Source organism: Streptomyces sp. NBC_01476, from assembly GCF_036227265.1.
In the GTDB taxonomy this organism is placed as follows: Bacteria; Actinomycetota; Actinomycetes; order Streptomycetales; family Streptomycetaceae; genus Actinacidiphila.
This window is the reverse complement of record NZ_CP109446.1, coordinates 5,313,040-5,334,428: the sequence shown is the minus strand read 5'-3', so window position 1 is coordinate 5,334,428 and position 21,389 is coordinate 5,313,040. Positions and strand designations below refer to the sequence as shown.

Sequence of the window (21,389 nt, the reverse complement as noted above, 5' to 3'; positions counted from 1 at the left end):
GGCTATCTGCCGCGGGGTTTGCCGCGTTTGGGGGTGCGGGGGGAGCCGTTGCGCGGGGGCTTGCCCGTGGATGTGCGGGGCGACGTGCCGCGGGCGGGCTTGCGGGCGGCGGTGCCCGCGTCCTGCCGCTTGGACTTCTTCTCCTGCGGGGGCGTCGGGGGGCGGCCCCGGGTGCTGTTGACGGTGCGGCCGCGCACGATGCCGATGAACTGCTCGACCAGCTCCGTGGTCCCGTCCTCCCGCCAGGACAGCGCGACGCCCGACGCGGGGGCGTCGGTGACCGGCCGGTACGTGAGGTCCCGGCGGTGGTGCAGCCGGGCGAGCGACTGCGGGACCACGAGCAGCCCGACGCCCGCGGCCACCAGGGCGATGGCGTCGGCCGTGGTGGCGGGGCGTTCGAGCGCCGGGCGCCCCGGCGGGTTCTCCCAGCCGAGGGTGTCGTCCAGGGGGTGCAGGACGACCTCGTCGGCGAGGTCCGCCGCGGACACCTCTTCGGCCGCGGTCACCAGGTGGTCCTTCGGGACCACGACCACGGTCGTCTCGGTGTAGAGCGGGATCGCGCTGAGGTCCGTCCGGTCGATCGGCAGCCGTACGAGTCCGGCGTCGGCGCCGCGGTCACGCAGGACGCCGGCCGCTTCGGCGGCGGGTACGGCGACCAGGTCCAGCGGGACGTCGGGCAGCCGCTCGTGCCAGATCCGCACCCACTTGGCGGGTGTCACCCCCGGCACGTAGGCGAGCCTGAAGGAAGGGGGTGTCTCCGAGCCTGTCACCCGGCCAGATTACCGGGCGGGGCCGAAGCGGGGGCACACGCTCGGGCGTGGCCGGACCGCGGGCGCCGCCTCGGACGTGGCCGGGGCGGGAGCGCTCGCGCCCTGCCGTGGTCGGAGCGCGCGCACCCGCTCGCTACCCTTGACCCCATGACGTCGCACAAGACCACCCAGACCATGAAACCCGCCACCGCGGCGAAGAAGCTGGGCGTCTACCTGGAGGCCACCCCCGAGGAGTTCCAGGAGGGTGTCGTCTCCCGCGACGAGCTGAACGCGCTCCAGGCCGACCCGCCCCAGTGGCTCCAGGACCTCCGCCACAACGGCCCGCACCCCCGCCCGGTCGTCGCCGCCCGGCTGGGCGTCTCCATCGCGGGCCTGGCCCGCGGCGGCATCACCGACCCCCTCACCACCGAGGAGATCGAGGCGCTGAAGGCCGCGGAGCCGGAGTGGCTCCGGCGCGAACGCGCCACCCAGGCCGAGGTCCGCAAAGAAGCCCAGCGGATCAAGGCGAAGCAGGCCGAGAAGTCCACCAACCCCCACTGACCCCTCCCCCGGCCTCCATCGGAAGGGCCCAGCACCGTAGCCCGCCCCGCCCCCGCCACCCGGGAGCCCCCCTCCCCGGCAATCGGTCCGGCCCGCGCACACCCCGGAGGGCGACCTCAAAGGCCCGGCGTCTCTCCCGGGCCCGCACTGCATCCCCCTGGAGACGGACTCACCTCGCTAGGGTTGTTCCATGACCGCACTGCCCGACTGGATGCGCCCGCCGCGCGCGGAAGGCTGGTTCGCGGAGGATCTGGACCGCCTCCCCGAGGCACCCCGCCACACCGAGCTGATCGACGGAGCACTCGTCTTCATGATGTCGCCGCAGAGGTGGTGGCACGGCCACCTCATCACCCTGCTCACCGTCGCCCTCATGGAGCAGGCACCTGACGACGTCAGAATCGGCCGCGAGATGACCATCAAGCTCGATCAGCGCAACCGACCCGAGCCGGATCTGCTCGTGACAACAGCGGACTTCGACGGCGACCGCACCTGGTTCGCACCTGATGAAGTGCGACTTGTCATCGAGGTTGTCTCCCCCGAGTCCGCCCACCGGGACCGGACGGTCAAGCTCCGCAAATACGCGGAGGCAGGCATCCCGCACTACTGGTGCGTCGAGGACGAGAACGGGACCCCGGTCGTGCATGTCTACGAACTCGACAAGCCGACCCGTGCGTACGCGCCGGCCGGCATTTTCCGGGGTTCACTGAAGCGGCCGGTGCCTTTCGGGATCAGCCTCGACCTGGAGAAGCTGACTCCCCCGCGGTCCGGCTGAGCCGGACCCGACGAGCACCGCACCTGCGCAGAGTCGGCCGCACCCTCCTCACACCTCACGGCGCGAGCCCGCGTGCCCTCCGGGTCCACAGCCAATGACCCGGTACGGGACCTCAAACACGCGAACGTCAAAGGGGACGGGCTCACCTGAGCCCACTCCCCGCGCCGCGACGGCTGCCCGGATCCGCGACAAACGCAGACAGGCCATCACGCGGATCGAACCCACCCCGCCCGGCAACTCCCCGGGCTGATCGGCCCATTCGGTCACACCCTGCGACGACACGCGCGGCAAAATCATGCCCCAGGGTCACCTGACGACGCACCGCTCCGATCCACGCCCCCACCCACCGGCCGAAACTTTTTCGCCGGCCCGGCAGGAAGCCCGGCCGGAAAAGCGGCACGGTTACAGGCAGTTCAAGATCTTGGCATGTTCCATCCATACGTTGGCGATCACCATCGCACCCCGCCAACTCTGGAGACAACGTGAAGCTGCCGTTCGCCCGAAGATCGGCCGTGGTGACCGGCGTCGCCTTCGTGGCCACGCTGATCGCCCCCGTGGAGGCCCACAGCGCAGCCCCGCAACCGCCGGCGCCGGCGGCGGCGCAGACCGCGGTGGACGGCCCGCACAGCGCACCCGTCACCGTGCCACCCGTCACCGTGACGCTGATCACCGGCGACAAGGTGACGGTGACCCCGGGCCCCGACGGATCGGTCCTCTCGGTGGACGCCATCAAGCGCGCGCCGGGCGCCACCGGTTCGGTACGTACCGCCGTCGAGGGCGGGGACACCTATGTGCTTCCCGACGAGGCCACGTCCTTCATCGCGACCGGCCGGCTCGACAAGCAGCTCTTCGACGTCACCCAGCTGGTGGCCCAGGGCTACGACGACGCGCACAGCAGCGAACTCCCCCTGATCGTCACCCGCACGAAGGACTCCGCCGCCCTCAGGTCCGACGCCGCCAAGGGCCCGGCCGCCCAGCCGCCCGGCGTGGACCTGCCGGGAACCGAGACCACGCTGAACCTCCCGTCCGTCCGCGGCGCGGCGGTCCGTACCCACCGGTCGAAGTCCGCCGCCTTCTGGTCCGCCCTCACCGGCACCCGGCGGAGCGACTCCCCGCCGCCGGCGACCCGGAGCGGTGAAACCCCGGAGGCCGCGCCGTCCTTCACCGACGACGTCGACAAGGTGTGGCTCGACAGCAAGGCGCAGGCCGACCTCGCCGACAGCACCGCCCAGATCGGCGCTCCCGCGGCCTGGGCCGCCGGCGGCACGGGGAAGGGGGTCCGGGTCGCGGTCCTGGACACCGGCGTGGACCCCACCCACCCGGACCTGGTGAACCGTATCGTCGCCTCCAAGAACTTCGTCCGCGGCGAGGACGTCATCGACCGGGCCGGCCACGGCACCCACACCGCCTCCACCGTCGCCGGTACCGGCGCCGCCTCCGACGGCAAGGAGCGCGGTGTCGCCCCCGACGCCGACCTGCTGGTCGGCAAGGTCCTCGGTGACAACGGATCAGGACCGATATCGGGGATCATCGAGGGCATGGAGTGGGCGGCGCGGACCGAACACGCCAAGGTGATCAACATGAGTCTCGGCACCCCGGCCTGGCGCACCCAGGACGACCCGCTGAGCCAGGCGGTGAACCAGTTGAGCGCCGAGACGGGCACGCTCTTCGTCATCGCCGCCGGCAACACGGGCAACAGCCCCTACAGCGTGACCTCGCCGGGAACCGCGGACGCCGCGCTCACCGTCGGGGCGGTGGACTCCTCCGACCACCTCGCCGACTTCTCCGCCGCCGGACCCCGGATGGACGACGACGGCCTCAAGCCGGATCTGACCGCTCCCGGCGTGGACGTGCTGGCGGCCCGCTCGCAGTACATGGACGGAGGTGAGGGCTACTACCGCTCGGACAGCGGCACTTCCATGGCGGCGCCCCACGTCGCCGGAGCAGCGGTCCTGCTGGCCCAGAAGCACCCGGAGTGGACCGGGCAGCAGATCAAGGACGCTCTGATGAGCACCACCGTGCCGACCCCGGAGTACAGCCCCTACCAGGCCGGCACCGGCCGGCTGAACGTGGGCGCCGCCTACCAGCAGGACCGGATCGTCGCGACCGGCTCGGTGGACGCGGGGCTCGTCCGCTGGTCGACCAGCCCGCGGCGTAAGCAGATCACCCGGCAGATCACGTACACCAACACCACGGACGAGGCCATCACGCTGGACCTCTCGGCCGACCACGGCGACGCGCCGGCAGGGGTGTTCACGCCGGCCGCCGGCCGCGTCACCGTACCGGCCCACGGGTCCTCGGCGGTCGGCGTCACGGTGGACCCGAACGGGCTGGCCGCGGGCCAGTACGCCGCCCAGGTCACCGCGCGCTACGCGACCGGTGAGGTGCACACGGCCGTAGGGGTCTCCGTCGAATCCGAGAAGTACGACCTCACCATCCACCTGAAGGACAAAGCCGGCCGGCCCATGAGCGGCGACGTCGAGATCACCGGCGCCGACGGAAAGACCACCGACAAGTGGGTGCAGGACGGCACGCTCACCAGCCGCTGGGCCCCCGGCTCCTACACGGCCGTCTCCACGGTGGACGTACAGGGTCTGCACGGCCCCCACTCCCTCGGATTCGCGCTGCTGACCGTTCCCGAGTTCGATCTGACGGGCGACCGGACCATCGAGCTCGACGCCTCCGGACTGCGCCAGGTGAAGGTGGCGACACCCAAGCCGACCACCGTCGTCAACAGCCGGATCGACGTGTACCGCTCCTTCACCTCCAGCGTGCCCACGCCCGCCGACCAGCAGGCGCTGCACGAGAACTTCTGGCCCTCCGCCACCTACGACAGCCTGTGGGCCCTGCCCACCAAGGCCAAGGTGAAGAAGGGCAGCTTCGTCTTCACCACCCGTATACGTGCCAAGCAGACGCCGCTGAAGATCACCTACGGCGGGCACAGCCTTGATGACGCCCTGGTGGTGCAGCCCGGCACCCCGCTGCTGCCGGACGGCACCACGCGCCTGGACGCCGTCTTCGCCGGTGCCGGCACGCAGGCCGACTACACCGGCCTGTCCGCCCGCGGCAAGGCCGTGGTCGTACGGGCCGGCGCCACCGCGGTCCCGACCGATCAGGCAGCCGCGGCGCACGCCGCCGGCGCGGCGATGCTCCTGGTGGTCACCGACGGCGACGGCCGGGGAAGCGACTGGTACGGCGGCCCCGACGGCGCGACCACCGGGCCGATCCCGGTCGCCTCGGTCACCATGGACGAGGGAGAGGCGCTGATCAAGAAGATCGGTGCCGCGGGAAGGAGCCGCGTACAGCTGGCGGTCGAGGCCCACCCCGCGCCCACGTACCTGTACGACCTGGTCGATTACCACCAGGGAGGGGTGCCGAAGGACCCCTCGGCCGCGACCGGTCCCCGCAGTCTGGCCCGGATCGACCTCGACTTCGCCCCGCCGGACGGTGAGCAGACCATCGAGAGCCGGGAGGACAGTCCCGCGTACGAATACGGGCCCGCCGCCAATCCGCACGCCGTGTACGGGATGGTGCGGGTCGCACGGTTCCCGCAGGACCTGGCCGCCCCGGGGCCGCGTACCGACTGGGTCTCCGCAGGACCCGGCGTCAAGTGGCAGCAGTACGCGAGCATCGACAGCTGGTCGTCCAACACCGACGTACGGACCTACCAGCCGGGGAGCGTCCAGAAGGACCGCTGGTTCGGCCCCATCACCCGGCCGCGGCTGACCAGCGCCGAGATTCCGTTCCGCGGCGACTCCGGCATGAGCCTGTTCGTCACGGGCCCGGCCGGCGACGGAGGATCCGCGCACAACGGCTATGACGGGCTGGTGACCGGGACGTACTCGCTCTACCAGGGGGACACGTTGCTGGCGCAGCGCAGAAGCCAGGACGCGCCGACCCTGGACGTGTGGGACCTGGATCCGCGGCGGCTGCCGTACCGGCTGGCCGTCGACACCAGCAGCGACCCCGGGTTCGGCCCCTACTCCACCGCCACCCACACCGAGTGGAACTTCACCTCAGGCGCCCCCGGGAACGGGGACGCGGAGGCGGTCCCGCTGGTCCAGCTGGACTACGGAACCGACCTGGACCCCGCGGGCCGGGCGAAACGCACCGCGGACTTCTCCGTCACCCCCGAGGTCCTCGGCAGCGACTCGCCGCGGGACGCGGTCTCCTCGGTCAGGCTGGAGGTCTCCTACGACGACGGAGCCACCTGGCAGCGGCAGCCCCTGACGGAGAAGCGGGGCACCTGGAAGACCTCCCTGCACGCCCCGCACCGGGCCGGTTACGTCTCCCTGCGGGTCACCGCGAAGCAGCGCGACGGCGGCGGCATCACCCAGTCCATCACCCGCGCCTTCGGCCTGAAGTAGCCCCCCGGAGGGGCCGGCGCCCACCCGCCGGCCCCTCCACGGCCTGCCCCGCCTCTGAAGAGTGAGGTCCATAGATGGGGTTCCGGCTCACCTTCCGTGGAGGGCTCACTGAGTGTGATGTCAGTGGCGTGTGGTGAGATGACCGCCCCGGCGTACGTCAGGGCTGTCACCGTCTACTACAGGGAATCCGGCGAGCTCGCCTGCGTACTCGTCGACGCACTGTGCGGACCACTGGTATCGATGAACGGGAAGCAACTGGTTGGGCGGGTGCCCTCCGAGCTGACGGATGAGTTCCACGCCTATCAGGAAGGGCGCGGCATGAGCCCCACGATCTCTGTCGAAGGCGATGCGGCGTCGGATGAGTTCGGAATCATGGTGCGTGCGCAACGAGCCGGCGACATCCTCCTGTCACGAGCGGTCTTCGCGCGATGCGACGGCTGGGCTCACACCGTGCATGACTGCATCCCCAGGGACGAGTGGACCGTCCGCTGACAGTGCCGCGACTTCAAGCGGCGCACCGGCAGTGCGAGGCCGGCGGCGACGGCATCGAGGTCGCGTTCGAGGTGCTGGGCGAAGTACCGGCGGCCCGCAGGTCGGTAGAGGAGGTGGCCGCTTCGATCCAGGCCGGTAACTGAGCGCCCCCAGGTCGGCCGCGGTCAGGGAACAAACGGCTCCACCACCAGCACGACCCGATCGCTCTCGACCTCGAACCCGAGTACGGGACGGCTGCCCTCACCGCCCTCGGCATCCATCAGCACCGGCTTGCCCAATCGCCGTCCGATGGCCGTGAGGAACCCGCAGATCACGTCGAGTCGCTCCTGCCCTTGGAGTTCTCGCAGGTCGACATCAAAGTCGATCTCGTCCGACGAAGAGAAGCGGAAGATCACCAGCACGTCGGCGGCCGGCCAGACCCTCAACAGCGGACACTCGGCGTCGGCCTGCCGGGACAGCACCGCTTCCGCCCGAGGCACCGGAAGTACCGACTCTCCTTCGGAGTACTGGTGCTTCCATCCGCTCACGTCAACAAGGTCGAGGACAGCCTGCCAATCCTCGACCGAGGCCCCAGGAACGAGCACGTCCGGCAGCGCGCCCATCAGATCAGGGTCGAAGAACCCTTTGACGTCATCCCACAGCAGGTCAGCCATTCCCCCATCCTGCCCGGCGCCCTTCCCCATGCGTACCGGGTTTCCCGTGCTCCTCCCGAGAGTCAGCAGAAAGTCGGCGCGGGGCCAGGAAACAGGCTGCTCCAGCCGGAGAAAACAGGAGGGGCCAGACCCGAAGCTCCGGCCCCTGGCCTGGGGTTTGCTACCCGCTCAGCACCTCAGCCGATCGCGGCGCCAGCCCGTCAGACGTTGAAGCGGAACGTATCCGGGCCGGACCTGACCTGCGGCGGGGCGCCGATCATGGCTCTGACCAGGCAATGCACTGTTGGCTTGCGTTGGCTTCCGACGGGGGTTTACGGGTGTCCTGCGGACCGTTTGCGGACTGGCGTTGAAGCCTCAGCCATCGTCCACACCCACTTCATGGGCCACGCACCTTGCGGCCTGCAGCAGGCGCAAGCATGCGAGCAACGTCGAAACGGCACCGGTGTCGGCGTAGCGCCCCTGGCGGCGACGGCACGCTGGCTCCGCCGTTCCACCGAGCCCGGCGGGGCTCGGCGCGGAAAGGTATACGGTCGGGTCAGCGCATCTGAAGGCACCGGACCACGTACGTCACGTGCTGAATGTTGCCCGCCCGCAGCCAGTCGATGACCTGACCCGTGCCTTCACTGGACGCGAGCGGTCCGCCGGCACAGTCGCGCAGCCACGTCTCTCCGGCTCTGGCGGCCGCTCCCCGGAACTCGGGCGGGTCGCGGATTCGGCTCGCCGCCGCCCGGATGCCCGACGCGCGGTCAGGGCCCCGGTTCAGCACCTTGCACAGCACGAACCAGTTGTCGGTGGTGTATCGGAAGACGCCCCAGGGCGGGCCTCCTCCGCCCGGCATCTGGACCAGGGCAGTAACAGGTTGCACACCGTAGTCGCCATACGTGAGCCGTGACAGGTAGTCGTTCGGCCGCTTGCCCGCAACTCCTGCCACATGTGCCAGTCGGCGCGGACCGCGAGTCCTGACGACGGCAGGCCACTCACGCCCCTGACCAGGGTTGTGCGGCTTGCGTCAAGATGATCGTCCAGATCGGCGGCGGTGCACGGGCCGGCCCGTGCCCCACCTCGGGGCCGGAGCAATTCCGACCTCGCTGTCCAATGACAGTACGAAGGGAGCACGAGGGTTTGGAGGGCGGAGAGGAGGACGCCGAGGCACGCATACAACTTGCTACCAGTGGTAGGATTGGCGGCATGGGTAGTAGTAAAAAGTATTCGATCAGTCTCCCCGAGGATCTCGCCGAGGCCGCACGTACCCACGTCGGGCCTGGCGGCTTCTCCGCCTATGTCGCGGAAGCCCTCGAACAGCGGGTCGCCATGGACAAGCTCCGGGAGATCGTCGCCGATTTCGAGACCGACAACGACGAGCTCACCCGTGAGGAGGTCGAGGCTGCCCGCGCGCTGCTGCGCCATGATCCCCGGCAGGCCGGCGGGGCCGCTGCCTGATGCCCGGCACCCTCCTGCTCGACAGTGAAGGCCTCTCCAAGCTGTACCGGAAGGACCGCACTGCAGTGGCCCTGGTCCAGGCGGCATCGGAAGAGGGAGTCCGCGTGGCCACCAGTGCCATGACCACCCTTGAGGCCGACTACGACCGCATTCACCCCGCCCGTATCACCTGGGTCCTCTCCCGGGTCGACGTTCACGACGTCACCAAAGAGATCGCCGATCGGGCGGCCGTCCTTCTTCGCACCCATCACCTCCACGGCCACAAGTACGCCATCGATGCCGCTCTCGCCGCCATCGCCCGCCACGCGCCTCAGCCGGTCACACTCCTCACTTCCGACACCGAGGATTTGACGCTCCTGTGCGGCCCATCCGTGGAGGTAGTCAAGGTCTGAGCCGGCGGTGTCGCTGCCATGTCGACAGACCCGCCGCTGCCCCGCGTCACGGGTCGAGGAACCCATGCGGCCGACAGCCGCGGTCCGGCGGCCAACAAGCTGCCGGGCGCGGCCCCTGACGGGTCATCAGACGTTGAAGCGGAACTCCACCACGTCGCCGTCCTGCATGACGTAGTCCTTGCCCTCCATGCGGGCCTTGCCCTTGGCGCGGGCCTCGGTGACGGAGCCGGTGGCGACCAGGTCGTCGAAGGAGATGACCTCCGCCTTGATGAAGCCGCGCTGGAAGTCCGTGTGGATGACGCCCGCCGCCTCGGGGGCGGTCGCGCCGCGCTTGATGGTCCAGGCGCGGGATTCCTTGGGGCCGGCGGTGAGGTACGTCTGGAGGCCGAGGGTCTCGAAGCCAACCCGGGCGAGCGTGGCCAGGCCCGGCTCCTCCTGGCCGACGGACTGCAGGAGTTCCAGCGCCTCGGCGTCGTCGAGTTCGGCGAGGTCGGACTCGAGCTTGGCGTTGAGGAAGATCGCCTCGGCCGGGGCGACCAGCGCCCGCTGCTCGTTCTTGAAGTCCTCGTCGGTCAGCTCGTCCTCGTCGACGTTGAAGACGTAGAGGAACGGCTTGGTGGTCAGCAGGTGCAGCTCGTGCAGGAGGGTGCCCTGCTCGGTGCCCTTGGCGATGCCGTGCGAGAAGAGGGTGTCGCCGGCCGCGAGGATGGCCTGCGCCTCCTGCGCGGCGCGCAGGATCACCGCCTTGTCCTTCTGCATCCGCGACTCCTTGGTGAGCCGCGGGATCGCCTTCTCGACGGACTGCAGGTCCGCCAGGATCAGCTCGGTGTTGATGGTCTCGATGTCGTCCTTCGGCGAGACCTTGCCGTCGACGTGGACCACGTTCTCGTCCTTGAAGGCCCGGATGACCTGGCAGATCGCGTCGGACTCACGGATGTTCGCCAGGAACTTGTTGCCGAGGCCCTCACCCTCGGACGCGCCCCGGACGATGCCGGCGATGTCCACGAAGTCCACGGTCGCGGGGAGCACCCGGGCGGAGCCGAAGATCTCCGCGAGCTTGTCGAGCCGGGGGTCCGGGACGCCGACCACGCCGACGTTGGGCTCGATCGTGGCGAACGGGTAGTTGGCCGCCAGGACGTCGTTCTTGGTCAGGGCGTTGAAGAGGGTCGACTTGCCGACATTCGGCAGGCCGACGATTCCGATGCTGAGCGACACGTGGCGACTTCCCGTAGCGAGCGATGAGGGTGCGAGACGCGGTCCAGTTTACGGGCGCCCCGCGCTGCCCCCGCCCCTCGGTGGACGACCGCGCGAACCGACCGGGCGAAAGGACGGCGGGACCCACAGCCCGACCGGCCCGCGCGAACGGCCCGCCCGAACCGACCGCACCGCCCAACCCCGCCCCCCACCCCCCCAGAGGACCAGCCGGGCGAACCCGCGTGTCCCGCGGTGCGGTCACCCATCCGCCCCACTTACTGTGAGTAGGTGGATCAACACACTGCGCGCACGCCACCGCCTCCCGCCCCCAGCGAGGAAGCCGCCACCGGGGTCTACCGCCCGCCACGGCCGGCCCGCCCGGTCGCCGGGCTGGTCCGCCGGGTGCGTGCCGCGCGCCCCCGCCCCCGCCTCACCGGCCTGGGCGCCGGCCTGCTCACCACCGTCATCACCGTGCTGGGCGGGGCCGTCGACGCACTGCTCTTCGACGGCCCCGGGCTCCTCTTCGGCCTGGTCTTCGTGGCGGTCAGCGTGGCCGGCGCGGTGTACGTACGCCCGTACGACCTGGTGGCCGCGCCGGTCGCCGCGCCGATCGCGTTCGCCGTCGCGGTGGTGCTCACCTCGGACAGCGGCAGCGGCGGCCTGGCCGGGCACCTGCTCGGTGTCTTCACCGGGCTGGCGACGCTGACCGGCTGGCTCTACACCGGCACCGTGCTGGCCGCCGCGATCGTCGCGGTCAGAGCTTTGCGGCGGCCATCGCGGCGCCGACGATCCCAGCGTTGTTCTGCAGCTCCGCGGGGACGATCTCCGCGCTGATCCCGGTGATGTACTGCATGAACTTCTCCGGCTTCCGGCTGATCCCGCCGCCGAGCACGAAGAGGTCGGGCGAGAAGAGCATCTCCACATGGGCGAGGTACTTCCGCAGCCGGTGACCCCAGTGCTCCCAGCTCAGGTCCTCGTCCTCGCGCGCCTTGGCCGAGGCGCGCTTCTCCGCGTCGTGCCCGTGCAGCTCCAGATGGCCCAGCTCGGTGTTGGGTACGAGACGGCCGTCGACGAAGAGCGCGCTGCCGATCCCGGTGCCGAGGGTGAGCAGGATAACGGTGCCGCCCCGGCCGCGCCCGGCGCCGAAGGTGATCTCGGCGACGCCGGCCGCGTCCGCGTCGTTGAGCAGCACCACGGGCATGCCGAGCTTCTCGCTGATCTGCGTGCGGGCGTCGAGCCCGACCCAGCCCTTGTCGACATTGGCCGCGGTACGGGTCACACCGTCCACCACGACGCCGGGGAAGGTCACACCGAGCGGTCCCGAGTAGCCGAAGTGCGTGACGACCTCGTGCACGCCCTCGATCACCGAGTCCGGGGTGGCCGGGTGCGGCGTCAGTACCTTGTAGCGCTCCTCGGACAGCTCGCCCTTGTCGAGATCGACCGGCGCGCCCTTGATGCCCGTACCGCCGATGTCCACACCGAACACGTTCATGGCCTCCACGTTGAAGGGCGGTGAGACCGCCCACCTGTCGGTCGGGCGGCCCACCGCCGGGTCACCTACAGGAAAGCTCACCCGGCGTCGGAACGCTCACCCTTTGGCAGATGCCCGCTCGGCGGCCTCGGCACGCAGGTCACGGCGGAGTTCCTTCGGCAGCGAGAACTGGATGGACTCCTCGGCGGACCGGTGGATCTCCACGTCGGCGAAGCCGCGCGCGGCCAGCCACTCCAGCACGCCGTCGACCAGCACCTCCGGGACGGACGCGCCCGAGGTGACGCCGACCGTGCGGACGCCCTCCAGCCAGGCGTCCTCGCACTCCGCGGCGAAGTCCACCAGATAGGAGGCGCCGGCGCCGGCCTGCAGGGCGACCTCGACCAGCCGGATGGAGTTGGAGGAGTTGCGGGAGCCGACCACGATCACCAGGTCGGCCTCGGCGGCGATCTGCTTCACCGCGACCTGGCGGTTCTGCGTGGCGTAGCAGATGTCGTCGCTGGGCGGCGAGAGCAGGTTCGGGAAGCGGTTCTTGAGCGCGTCGACCGTCTCCATGGTCTCGTCGACCGAGAGCGTGGTCTGGGAGAGCCAGACGACCTTGGACTCGTCGCGCACCTTGACCTTGGCGGCGTCCTCGGGGCCGTCGACCAGGTGCATCCGCTCCGGGGCCTCGCCCATGGTGCCGACGACCTCCTCGTGGCCCTCGTGGCCGATGAGCAGGATGTCGTAGTCGTCGTTGCTGTAGCGGACGGCTTCCTTGTGGACCTTGGTGACCAGCGGGCAGGTCGCGTCGATGGAGGCGAGGCTGCGTTCGGCTGCTTCCTCGTGGACGACCGGGGCGACGCCGTGCGCGGAGAAGATCACGATCGCGTTCTCCGGCACCTCCTCCGTCTCGTCGACGAAGACGGCGCCCTTCTTCTCCAGGGTCTGCACCACGTATTTGTTGTGCACGATCTGCTTGCGCACATAGACCGGGGCGCCGTACTGCTCCAGCGCCTTCTCGACGGTGATCACGGCACGGTCCACGCCCGCGCAGTACCCGCGGGGGGCGGCGAGCAGGACACGACGGCTGGCTTCGGTGGTCATGCGGTCCATCGTACGGGGCGGGCCGGGCGGCGAGGCAGGCATGTCGGCGGGGCGCATTAGGGTGCGGGTATGGCTCTGAACACCTCGGCGGACGCGCCGATTCCGGTCGGTGAGGTGTCGCGGCTGATCGGCGGGTGGATCGACCGGCTCGGCGCGGTGTGGGTGGAGGGGCAGATCACCGAGCTGTCCCGCCGCCCGGGCGCCGGGGTGGTGTTCCTGACGCTGCGCGACCCCTCGCAGAACGTCTCGATCGGGGTCACCTGCTTCCGCGCGGTCTTCGAGCAGGTCGCGGAGGTGGTCGGGGAGGGCGCGCGGGTCGTCGTGCACGCGAAGCCCGAGTGGTACGGGCCGCGGGGGCAGTTGTCACTGCGGGCAGTGGAGATCCGGCCGGTCGGGATGGGCGAACTGCTGGCCCGGCTGGAGCAGTTGAAGAAGGCGCTGGCGGCCGAGGGGCTCTTCGCGGCGGACCGCAAGCGTCCGCTGCCGTTCCTGCCGCAGCTGATCGGCCTGGTCACCGGCCGCGCGTCGGCCGCCGAGCGGGACGTGCGGGAGAACGCGCGGCTGCGCTGGCCCGCGGTGCGGTTCGAGGTCCGCAATGTGCCGGTGCAGGGCGCGACCGCGGTGCCGAGGGTGATCGACGCGGTACGGGAGCTGGACGCGCATCCGGACGTCGATGTGATCGTCGTGGCGCGGGGCGGCGGCAGCGTCGAGGACCTGCTGCCGTTCTCCGACGAGCGGCTGATCCGTACCGTCGCGGAGTGCCGTACGCCGCTGGTCTCGGCGATCGGCCACGAGCCGGACACGCCGCTGCTCGACCTGGTGGCGGACCTGCGGGCGTCCACCCCGACGGACGCGGCGAAACGGGTCGTGCCGGATGTGCGGGAGGAGCTGGCCCGGGTCCAGCTGGTACGGGACCGGGCGCTGCGGGTGATCCGCGGGCTGCTGGACCGGGAGGAGCGGGGCCTGGCGGCGGCGCTCAGCCGGCCGGCGATGGCGGCGCCGTACCGCATGACCGACGAGCGCGAGGCGGAGGTCGCGGACCGGCTGGACCGCGCCCGGCGCAGTCTGCGGCATGCGCTGGACCGCGCGGACGCCGACCTCTCGCACACGCTGGCCCGGGTGGTCTCCCTCTCCCCCGCGGCGACGCTGCGGCGCGGTTACGCCGTCCTCCAGCGCGCGGACGGCTCGGTCGTCCGTGCCCCGGCGGACGTGAGCGCGGGCGAGGAACTGCGGGCCCGGGTGGCGGACGGCACGTTCACCGTGCGGGCCACGGACCGGCCGGCGCCGTCATAGGCACGCCCTAGGCTGGCCTCCATGGCAGCAGACCAGAACCCCAGGGCGACTCTTGGTTACGAGCAGGCCCGTGACGAGCTGATCGACGTCGTCCGGCGCCTGGAGGCGGGCGGCGCCACCCTGGAGGAGTCCCTGGCCCTCTGGGAGCGCGGGGAGGAGCTCGCCAAGCTCTGCCGCCACTGGCTCGAAGGCGCCCGCGCCCGCCTGGACGCCGCGCTGGCCGCGGAGGAAGAGCAGGAGCTCGCGGCGGGAGCGGCCGAACAGGCGGCAGTGGACGCCGAGGAATCCAACCGCACCAGCTGAACGAGCTCCGGGGGACGCACCGAGGCGCCTGCCCGCGACCTGGACCGGACCAGGGGGAGCCCCGGGGCAATAGATGTAGGACACACGTGTGCAGCGCATCACAGTTGAGAGCGGAATGATTGAACTCTCACCTAGGTTGGAGACCGGTGGAAGCCGGGCGCAGCCCCCGCGCCCCCCACCGATCCCCCGAGGTACCCCCATGACTCTCGCGCTCGACGCCGCCGCCCAGGACCTGCTCTTCCGGGAGGCCCGCACCGCCAACACGTTCACCCCGGAGCCGGTCACCGACGAACAGCTCCAGGCCATCTACGACCTGGTGAAGTACGCCCCCACCGCGTTCAACCAGCAGCCGCTGCGGGTCGTCCTGGTGCGCTCCGCCGAGGCCCGCGAGCGTCTGCTGCCGCACATGGCCGAGGGCAACCGGCCGAAGACCGCCACCGCCCCGGCCGTGGCGATCCTCGCCGCCGACAACGAGTTCCACGAGGAGCTGCCCACCCAGTTCCCGGCGTTCCCGCAGGCCAAGGACGTCCTCTTCGCCGAGCGCCCGGTACGCGAGAAGTCCGCCGCGCTCAACGCGGCCCTGCAGGCCGGTTACTTCATCATCGGCGTGCGCGCGGCCGGCCTCGCCGCCGGCCCGATGACCGGCTTCGACGCCGCCGGCATCAACAAGGAGTTCTTCCCGGACGGCGCGCACACCGTGCTGGCCGTGGTGAACATCGGCAAGCCGGGCGAGAACGCGTGGTACCCGCGCAGCCCCCGCCTGTCCTACGACGAGGTCGTCACCACCCTCTGACCGGCGCCCCCACCCGCCGGCGCCCCGCCCGCTACCGGCCGCCGCGCTCCTGGAGTGCGGCGGCCATCTGCGTGAGCTGGGAGTCCGGAGCGGTGCCGAGTACCACCGTGGTCACGTGCTGCTCCTTGCGGACCAGCGCGGTGTAGCGGCCCCCGGTGTAGCGCTGCCAGCTCTGACCGCCGGCCCGGACCGTACGGGAGCCGTCCGGGTGGGAGCCGATCGTGACCGAGGTGATGAACGCGTCGGCCGGACCGTTGCTCTGCTCGACCGCGACGTACTGCTCCTGGGGGTCGACGAACCCGATGTGCCAGGTCGTGCCCTTCGGGTCGGCGGCGCTGTATGTGACAGAGGTGGAGCGCCAGTCCGCGCTCAGGCCCTCGGGTCCTGCCACCGGGTACGGGGCGGTGCGCCGCGCCTGGCCCAGCTCGACCGAGAAGGGGACCACCTTCACCGGGTCCGCCTTGGAGTCGTGCGGGATGAAGAGGTAGATCACGAAGACGACGAACCCGAGCACGATCATCGACAGCGCCAGATCCACGATCGTCTTGTTGCCACGTTTGTCTGCTGCCACGCCCCTATGGTCCCCCATGCCCTCGGGCGCCCCGACCGCCGGGTCGGCTCCTGGGAGCGCCGTTCCGGGGCCGCGTCCCCAGGCCGCCGGCCGGGCTCTTCGGACCCCGACACACTGATCCGCTCAAGTGACATGCACCCTGCTCATATTGGCGGGTAACAGATAGGGTCACAGCACCCTCATATCCGGCCGTCCTCGTACAGAAAGGTGCGCGCGATGACCGAACAGCACTTGCCCCCGCAACTCGAAGTGAGCCCGGAAGCGCCCGACCGCAACCTCGCCCTGGAGCTGGTCCGGGTCACCGAGGCGGCCGCGATGGCCGCCGGGCGGTGGGTCGGCCGCGGCGACAAGAACGGTGCGGACGGCGCCGCCGTCAAGGCGATGCGCACCCTGGTGCACACCGTCTCGATGAACGGCATCGTGGTGATCGGCGAAGGCGAGAAGGACGAAGCGCCGATGCTCTTCAACGGGGAGCGGGTCGGCGACGGCACCGGCCCCGAGTGCGACGTGGCCGTGGACCCGGTGGACGGCACGACCCTGACCGCCAAGGGCATGCCGAACGCGGTGGCGGTGCTCGCGGTGGCCGAACGCGGCTCGATGTTCGACCCGTCGGCGGTCTTCTATATGGACAAGCTGGTGGCCGGGCCGGAAGCGGCCGAGTTCGTGGACATCATGGCGCCGCCCGCGGTGAACATCCGCCGGGTGGCGAAGGCGAAGGGCAGTTCGCCGGAGGACGTCACGGTCGTGGTGCTCGACCGGCCGCGGCACGACGGCATCGTGAAGGAGATCCGCGAGGCCGGCGCCCGGATCAAGTTCATCCAGGACGGTGACGTGGCCGGCGCGATCATGGCGGTACGGGAAGGGACCGGCGTCGACCTGCTGCTCGGCATCGGCGGTACGCCCGAGGGCATCATCACCGCGTGCGCCATCGCCTGCCTGGGCGGCACCATCCAGGGCCGGCTCTGGCCCAAGGACGAGGCGGAGAAGCGGCGGGCGCTGGACGCCGGGCACGACCTGGACCGGGTGCTGCACACGTCGGACCTGGTCAGCGGCGAGAACGTCTTCTTCGTCGCGACCGGCATCACCGACGGGGAGCTGCTGCGCGGAGTGCGGTACCGCGCCGAGACCGCGACGACCTCGTCCCTGGTGATGCGCTCCAAGTCCGGCACGATCCGGCAGATCGACTCGGTGCACCGGCTGTCGAAGCTGCGGGCCTACAGCGCGATCAACTTCGACCGGGCGCACTGAGGCGGAGCCGGGGGCTCCTTTCGTACGGTGCCGTACGTCATTCGTACGCCTGTCGTACGCCGGGCTGTGTGCGTACGCGCCGCGTCCCCCGCTCGGCCACCACGGAGGTGGTGGGCGGGTGGGGGATGCGGTGCGGTCAGCCGGCGGCCGCTATCGAGGCGGCGGGGCGCTGGAGTTCGACCTCGCGGCGGCGCCTGCGGGCGAGCACGACGCGGCGCTCGGCGGCGGTCATCCCGCCCCAGACGCCGTACGGTTCGGGCTGCAGCAGGGCGTGTTCACGGCATTCGAGCATCACCGGGCAGCGGGCGCACACCCTCTTGGCGGCTTCCTCGCGCGAAAGGCGGGCGGCCGTCGGCTCCTTGGAGGGAGCGAAGAAGAGGCCGGCCTCGTCGCTGCGGCAGGTCGCGTCGGAGTGCCAGGGGCCGCCGATGTCCCGCGGATGGCCGGGTGGCTGAGCGGGGTCCGTGACGGGCTCGATCGGTTGAAGCACGGGTAACTCCTGACGACGGCTCGGCGTTTGCCACGCTGGCGTCGCCGACCGGTCGGTGGGCGGGGGAAGCCGGGGCTACCGGGCGACGGCGTGCTCCATCCCCTACCCGCTGTACGCGACTTCATGCGCACCGTGTTCGGGTGGGCGGGTTTTCGCGGACCCCCTCCGACCTGCGGGTGGCGTGATCACGCGGCACGGTTGGCGTACTCACGCACCACTCCCGCCCCACCCGTCCACACGGCGCCCCCCACTTGGCGGGCCCGCCCGCCCTGCCCCTTGCGGCACGTTACCGGACCGACGGCAAGTGGCCGGTTGCTCGCGCAGTTCCGCCCCCAGACTTCGTCCGGGGGGACCCCCAGCGCCCCTTCGGGGCACGCCGGCTTGCGCCCCGTCAGGGGCGCGAGGAACTGCGCGATCAGCCACCGCGGCGCCGCGCCCGGCCCGCGAGCCCAGCCCGCTACGGTCTCCCCCGGCCCACCGGCTGGTGATGGGCGCTCGCGCGGGCCGGTGTGCCCGAAGGGGCGCTGGGGGCGGAACTGCGCGACAAGCCACCGCCGGGGCGCGCCCGGCCCGCAGAGCCAGCCCGTTGCGGTCTCTCGCTGGGTCAGGACTGGAGCGGCTTCTTCGTCCAGTCGCGGACCTTCTTGCCGCGTTTGGCCTTCGCCTCGACCCCGCCCCAGAAGGCGACGCCGTCGACCCGTACGACGGGCGCCCCGGGGTCGGGTGCCTCGAACGCCTTGATGTCGGAGCCGCCCATGATGCCGACCACGCCGCCACCGCGGAGCGTCACGTTCTCCGGGACCTTGACGCTGATCCCGCCCATGATCGCCGTGCAGTGGATGACCAGCTCCGGTGACGTGAACGTCGCTTCGGTGAGGTCGATCTCGACCCCGCCCATGATGGCGACCGCGGTGATCCGGTTGCCGACGCGCCAGCGTCCCTTGCGTTCGGCGCCGCCGAGGATGCCCACGAGGTTGGGGTTCTCGCCGCCCCGGCCGGGGTCGTACGCGCGGGGCGCGGCCTGCGCGGTGGCGGTCGCGGCGGACGCCGTGGCGGTGCCGGCCGCGGGCAGATCCCTTACCAGCGGCTCCAGTTGACCCATCGTCTTGGCCGCGTAGAGGCGGTCGAGCCGCTCGGAGTGCTCGGCGGCGTCCAGCCGGCCCTCGGCGAGGGCGTCCCGCAGGATGTCGGCGATACGGTCGCGGTCGGCGTCGGACGCGCGCAGTCCCCCTTCGGGGAGCGGCTGGTCGACGGGGGGCTTCTTCTCGACCACGGGGGGAGGCGGAGCGGTCTGGGTCGACCGAACCGGCTCGACCGGCTCCGCCGGCTGGACCTTCTCGACGGTCACCGGCGCGGGCGGCGGCTCTTGCGGGCGCTTGTCGAGCTGGGATTCATCCACGCGTCCACCGTACGCTGACGCGATAGATCGCGACTACCCTGAACTCCCCCCTAGGGGTACGCCACCGAGCCGGCGGGCCGGCAACAGACCGCAACGGGCTCGGCCAGCGGACCGGGCGCGCCATCATCGTGGCCGGCCGCGCAGTTCCGCCCCCAGACTTCGTCCGGGACCCCACCCCGCGCGCCCCTTCGGGGCACGTCCTCCGCACAGGCCCGCGCCACCGCCCCGCCAGGGGCGCGAGGAACTGCGCGAGCAACCCACCACCGGCCGGTGGTCCGGCGACAGGGCGCGAGGGGCAGGGCGGGCGGCCCCCCGGTTAGCCGCAACGCACCGTCTAGGGTGGTAGCCGCTTCCGCGTTGTCGCCGCCGAGTGAGGAATGCCCGCTATGCCTGAGTTCGCCTACACGGATCTGCTTCCCCTCGGCGAGGACCCCACCCCGTACCGCCTGCTCACCGCCGACGGCGTGAGCACCTTCGAGGCGGACGGGCGGACCTTCCTCAAGGTCGAACCGGAAGCACTGCGGCTGCTGGCCGCCGAGGCCATGCACGACATCTCGCACTATCTGCGCCCCACCCACCTCGCCCAGCTGCGCCGCATCCTGGACGACCCCCAGGCCAGCCCCAACGACCGCTTCGTCGCGCTCGACCTGCTGAAGAACGCCAACATCGCCGCCGCCGGCGTCCTGCCGATGTGCCAGGACACCGGCACCGCCATCGTGATGGGCAAGCGCGGCCAGCAGGTCCTCACCTCCGGCGGCGACGAGGAAGCCCTCTCCCGCGGCATCTTCGACGCGTACACCAAGCTCAACCTGCGGTACTCGCAGATGGCCCCGCTGACCATGTGGGACGAGAAGAACACCGGCTCCAACCTGCCCGCCCAGATCGAGCTGTACGCGACCGACGGCGGCGCGTACAAGTTCCTCTTCATGGCCAAGGGCGGCGGCAGCGCCAACAAGTCCTTCCTCTACCAGGAGACGAAGGCGGTCCTCAACGAGGCGTCGATGATGCGCTTCCTCGAAGAGAAGATCCGCTCGCTCGGCACCGCCGCCTGCCCCCCGTACCACCTGGCGATCGTGGTCGGCGGCACCAGCGCGGAGTTCGCACTGAAGACCGCGAAGTACGCCTCCGCGCACTACCTCGACGAACTGCCCGCCGAGGGCTCCCCTGCCGGGCACGGCTTCCGGGACAAGGAGCTGGAACAGCAGGTCTTCGAGCTGACCCAGCGGATCGGCATCGGCGCCCAGTTCGGCGGCAAGTACTTCTGCCACGACGTGCGGGTGGTACGGCTCCCCCGGCACGGCGCGTCCTGCCCGGTGGCCATCGCGGTCTCCTGCTCGGCCGACCGGCAGGCGCTCGCCAAGATCACCGCCGAGGGCGTCTTCCTGGAGCAGCTGGAGACCGACCCGGCCCGCTTCCTCCCGGAGACCACCGAGGAGCACCTGGACGACGACGTGGTCCGGGTCGATCTCAACCGCCCGATGGACGAGATCCGCGCCGAGCTCACCAAGTACCCGGTCAAGACCCGGCTCTCGCTCTCCGGCCCGCTGGTCGTCGCCCGTGACATCGCGCACGCCAAGATCAAGGAGCGGCTCGACGCGGGCGAGGCGATGCCCCAGTACCTCCGGGACCACGCGGTCTACTACGCCGGCCCGGCCAAGACCCCCGAGGGCTACGCCTCCGGCTCCTTCGGGCCGACGACCGCGGGCCGGATGGACGCCTATGTCGAGCAGTTCCAGGCGGCCGGCGGCTCGATGGTGATGCTGGCCAAGGGCAACCGCTCCAAGCAGGTCACCGACGCGTGCGCCGCGCACGGCGGCTTCTACCTCGGCTCGATCGGCGGCCCCGCGGCCCGGCTCGCCCAGGACTGCATCAAGAAGGTCGACGTCCTGGAGTACGCCGAGCTCGGCATGGAGGCGGTCTGGAAGATCGAGGTCGAGGACTTCCCGGCCTTCGTCGTCGTGGACGACAAGGGCAACGACTTCTTCAGCCCGCAGGCACTCTCTCAGCCGACCTTCACCAGCATCCCGGTGCGCCAGGGGGCGTAACCGCGCGTCCGCGCCCCGGCACGGGCGGGAACAAACCGTCCGAGCCGGGGCA

At 71.0% G+C, this 21,389-nt stretch carries 22 protein-coding genes; 13 read left to right on the top strand and 9 right to left on the bottom strand.

Going from position 1 to position 21,389, the window contains the following annotated elements:
- Positions 1-2: 2 nt before the first annotated feature.
- Positions 3-770 carry a LysR family substrate-binding domain-containing protein gene (locus tag OG552_RS23410; protein ID WP_329136005.1) on the bottom strand — a complete coding sequence of 256 codons (768 nt, stop codon included), beginning with the start codon at positions 768-770 and terminating at the stop codon, positions 3-5.
- Between the two features lie 147 nt (positions 771-917).
- Between OG552_RS23410 and OG552_RS23405 the strand changes: the two genes are divergently transcribed.
- From OG552_RS23405 to OG552_RS23385, 5 genes are all read left to right on the top strand, one after another.
- The gene (locus OG552_RS23405) at positions 918-1,310 is read left to right on the top strand and encodes a DUF5997 family protein (RefSeq protein ID WP_329136003.1); all 393 of its coding nucleotides are present in this window, start codon (positions 918-920) and stop codon (positions 1,308-1,310) included.
- Between the two features lie 190 nt (positions 1,311-1,500).
- Positions 1,501-2,082: a Uma2 family endonuclease gene (locus OG552_RS23400; protein WP_329136001.1), complete on the top strand. Its 582-nt coding sequence runs from the start codon at positions 1,501-1,503 to the stop codon at positions 2,080-2,082.
- A 482-nt stretch (positions 2,083-2,564) separates the two neighbouring features.
- A complete protein-coding gene (locus OG552_RS23395; RefSeq protein WP_329136000.1) occupies positions 2,565-6,449 on the top strand; it encodes a S8 family serine peptidase in 3,885 nt (1,294 codons plus the stop codon).
- Positions 6,450-6,587: 138 nt separating this feature from the next.
- A complete protein-coding gene (locus OG552_RS23390) occupies positions 6,588-6,941 on the top strand; it encodes a hypothetical protein (protein ID WP_329135999.1) in 354 nt (117 codons plus the stop codon).
- 2 nt (positions 6,942-6,943) lie between these two features.
- Positions 6,944-7,084 carry a hypothetical protein gene (locus OG552_RS23385; protein ID WP_329135998.1) on the top strand — a complete coding sequence of 47 codons (141 nt, stop codon included), beginning with the start codon at positions 6,944-6,946 and terminating at the stop codon, positions 7,082-7,084.
- A 21-nt stretch (positions 7,085-7,105) separates the two neighbouring features.
- Here the strand turns inward: OG552_RS23385 and OG552_RS23380 are convergent, their stop codons facing one another.
- Positions 7,106-7,594 carry a hypothetical protein gene (locus OG552_RS23380; protein ID WP_329135996.1) on the bottom strand — a complete coding sequence of 163 codons (489 nt, stop codon included), beginning with the start codon at positions 7,592-7,594 and terminating at the stop codon, positions 7,106-7,108.
- 535 nt (positions 7,595-8,129) lie between these two features.
- On the bottom strand, positions 8,130-8,525 hold the full coding sequence (locus tag OG552_RS23375) for a beta family protein (RefSeq protein WP_329135994.1): 396 nt from the start codon (positions 8,523-8,525) through the stop codon (positions 8,130-8,132).
- Between the two features lie 257 nt (positions 8,526-8,782).
- Between OG552_RS23375 and OG552_RS23370 the strand changes: the two genes are divergently transcribed.
- The gene (locus OG552_RS23370) at positions 8,783-9,034 is read left to right on the top strand and encodes a hypothetical protein (protein ID WP_329135992.1); all 252 of its coding nucleotides are present in this window, start codon (positions 8,783-8,785) and stop codon (positions 9,032-9,034) included.
- Positions 9,034-9,426: a DNA-binding protein gene (locus OG552_RS23365; RefSeq protein WP_329135990.1), complete on the top strand. Its 393-nt coding sequence runs from the start codon at positions 9,034-9,036 to the stop codon at positions 9,424-9,426. The genes OG552_RS23370 and OG552_RS23365 overlap by 1 nt, the downstream gene beginning before the upstream one ends.
- 126 nt (positions 9,427-9,552) lie before the next feature.
- On the opposite strand, the gene ychF is transcribed toward OG552_RS23365, so the two are convergent.
- On the bottom strand, positions 9,553-10,641 hold the full coding sequence (gene ychF / locus OG552_RS23360; RefSeq protein WP_329135987.1) for a redox-regulated ATPase YchF: 1,089 nt from the start codon (positions 10,639-10,641) through the stop codon (positions 9,553-9,555).
- A gap of 267 nt (positions 10,642-10,908) precedes the next feature.
- Between ychF and OG552_RS23355 the strand changes: the two genes are divergently transcribed.
- The gene (locus tag OG552_RS23355; RefSeq protein ID WP_329135985.1) at positions 10,909-11,454 is read left to right on the top strand and encodes a DUF6542 domain-containing protein; all 546 of its coding nucleotides are present in this window, start codon (positions 10,909-10,911) and stop codon (positions 11,452-11,454) included.
- On the opposite strand, the gene ppgK is transcribed toward OG552_RS23355, so the two are convergent.
- A complete protein-coding gene (ppgK, locus tag OG552_RS23350; protein WP_329135982.1) occupies positions 11,375-12,112 on the bottom strand; it encodes a polyphosphate--glucose phosphotransferase in 738 nt (245 codons plus the stop codon). The two genes, OG552_RS23355 and ppgK, sit on opposite strands and share 80 nt — an antisense overlap.
- A 96-nt stretch (positions 12,113-12,208) precedes the next feature.
- A complete protein-coding gene (locus tag OG552_RS23345; RefSeq protein WP_329141034.1) occupies positions 12,209-13,204 on the bottom strand; it encodes a 4-hydroxy-3-methylbut-2-enyl diphosphate reductase in 996 nt (331 codons plus the stop codon).
- A gap of 60 nt (positions 13,205-13,264) precedes the next feature.
- On the opposite strand from OG552_RS23345, the gene xseA reads away from it, so the two are divergent.
- The 3 genes from xseA to OG552_RS23330 all read left to right on the top strand — a co-directional run bounded on the left by xseA (position 13,265) and on the right by OG552_RS23330 (position 15,584).
- On the top strand, positions 13,265-14,488 hold the full coding sequence (gene xseA / locus OG552_RS23340; protein ID WP_329135979.1) for an exodeoxyribonuclease VII large subunit: 1,224 nt from the start codon (positions 13,265-13,267) through the stop codon (positions 14,486-14,488).
- A gap of 21 nt (positions 14,489-14,509) precedes the next feature.
- Positions 14,510-14,791, top strand: coding sequence for an exodeoxyribonuclease VII small subunit (locus OG552_RS23335; protein WP_329135977.1), 282 nt, complete (start codon positions 14,510-14,512; stop codon positions 14,789-14,791).
- Between the two features lie 199 nt (positions 14,792-14,990).
- The gene (locus OG552_RS23330; RefSeq protein ID WP_329135976.1) at positions 14,991-15,584 is read left to right on the top strand and encodes a malonic semialdehyde reductase; all 594 of its coding nucleotides are present in this window, start codon (positions 14,991-14,993) and stop codon (positions 15,582-15,584) included.
- Between the two features lie 31 nt (positions 15,585-15,615).
- On the opposite strand, the gene OG552_RS23325 is transcribed toward OG552_RS23330, so the two are convergent.
- Entirely contained in the window at positions 15,616-16,155 is a 540-nt protein-coding gene (locus OG552_RS23325) for a DUF4245 domain-containing protein (RefSeq protein WP_329135974.1), read from the bottom strand.
- Positions 16,156-16,371: 216 nt separating this feature from the next.
- On the opposite strand from OG552_RS23325, the gene glpX reads away from it, so the two are divergent.
- On the top strand, positions 16,372-17,403 hold the full coding sequence (glpX, locus tag OG552_RS23320; protein WP_329135972.1) for a class II fructose-bisphosphatase: 1,032 nt from the start codon (positions 16,372-16,374) through the stop codon (positions 17,401-17,403).
- 136 nt (positions 17,404-17,539) lie between these two features.
- Here glpX and OG552_RS23315 read toward each other — a convergent pair whose 3' ends face one another.
- Positions 17,540-17,893, bottom strand: a complete 354-nt coding sequence (locus OG552_RS23315; protein ID WP_443071007.1) for a WhiB family transcriptional regulator — start codon at positions 17,891-17,893, stop codon at positions 17,540-17,542.
- A gap of 604 nt (positions 17,894-18,497) precedes the next feature.
- On the bottom strand, positions 18,498-19,292 hold the full coding sequence (locus tag OG552_RS23310) for a DUF1707 SHOCT-like domain-containing protein (protein ID WP_443071006.1): 795 nt from the start codon (positions 19,290-19,292) through the stop codon (positions 18,498-18,500).
- Between the two features lie 386 nt (positions 19,293-19,678).
- On the opposite strand from OG552_RS23310, the gene OG552_RS23305 reads away from it, so the two are divergent.
- Positions 19,679-21,337 (top strand): fumarate hydratase, encoded by a 1,659-nt coding sequence (locus tag OG552_RS23305; RefSeq protein ID WP_329135970.1) that lies wholly within the window; start codon positions 19,679-19,681, stop codon positions 21,335-21,337.
- Positions 21,338-21,389: the final 52 nt, after the last annotated feature.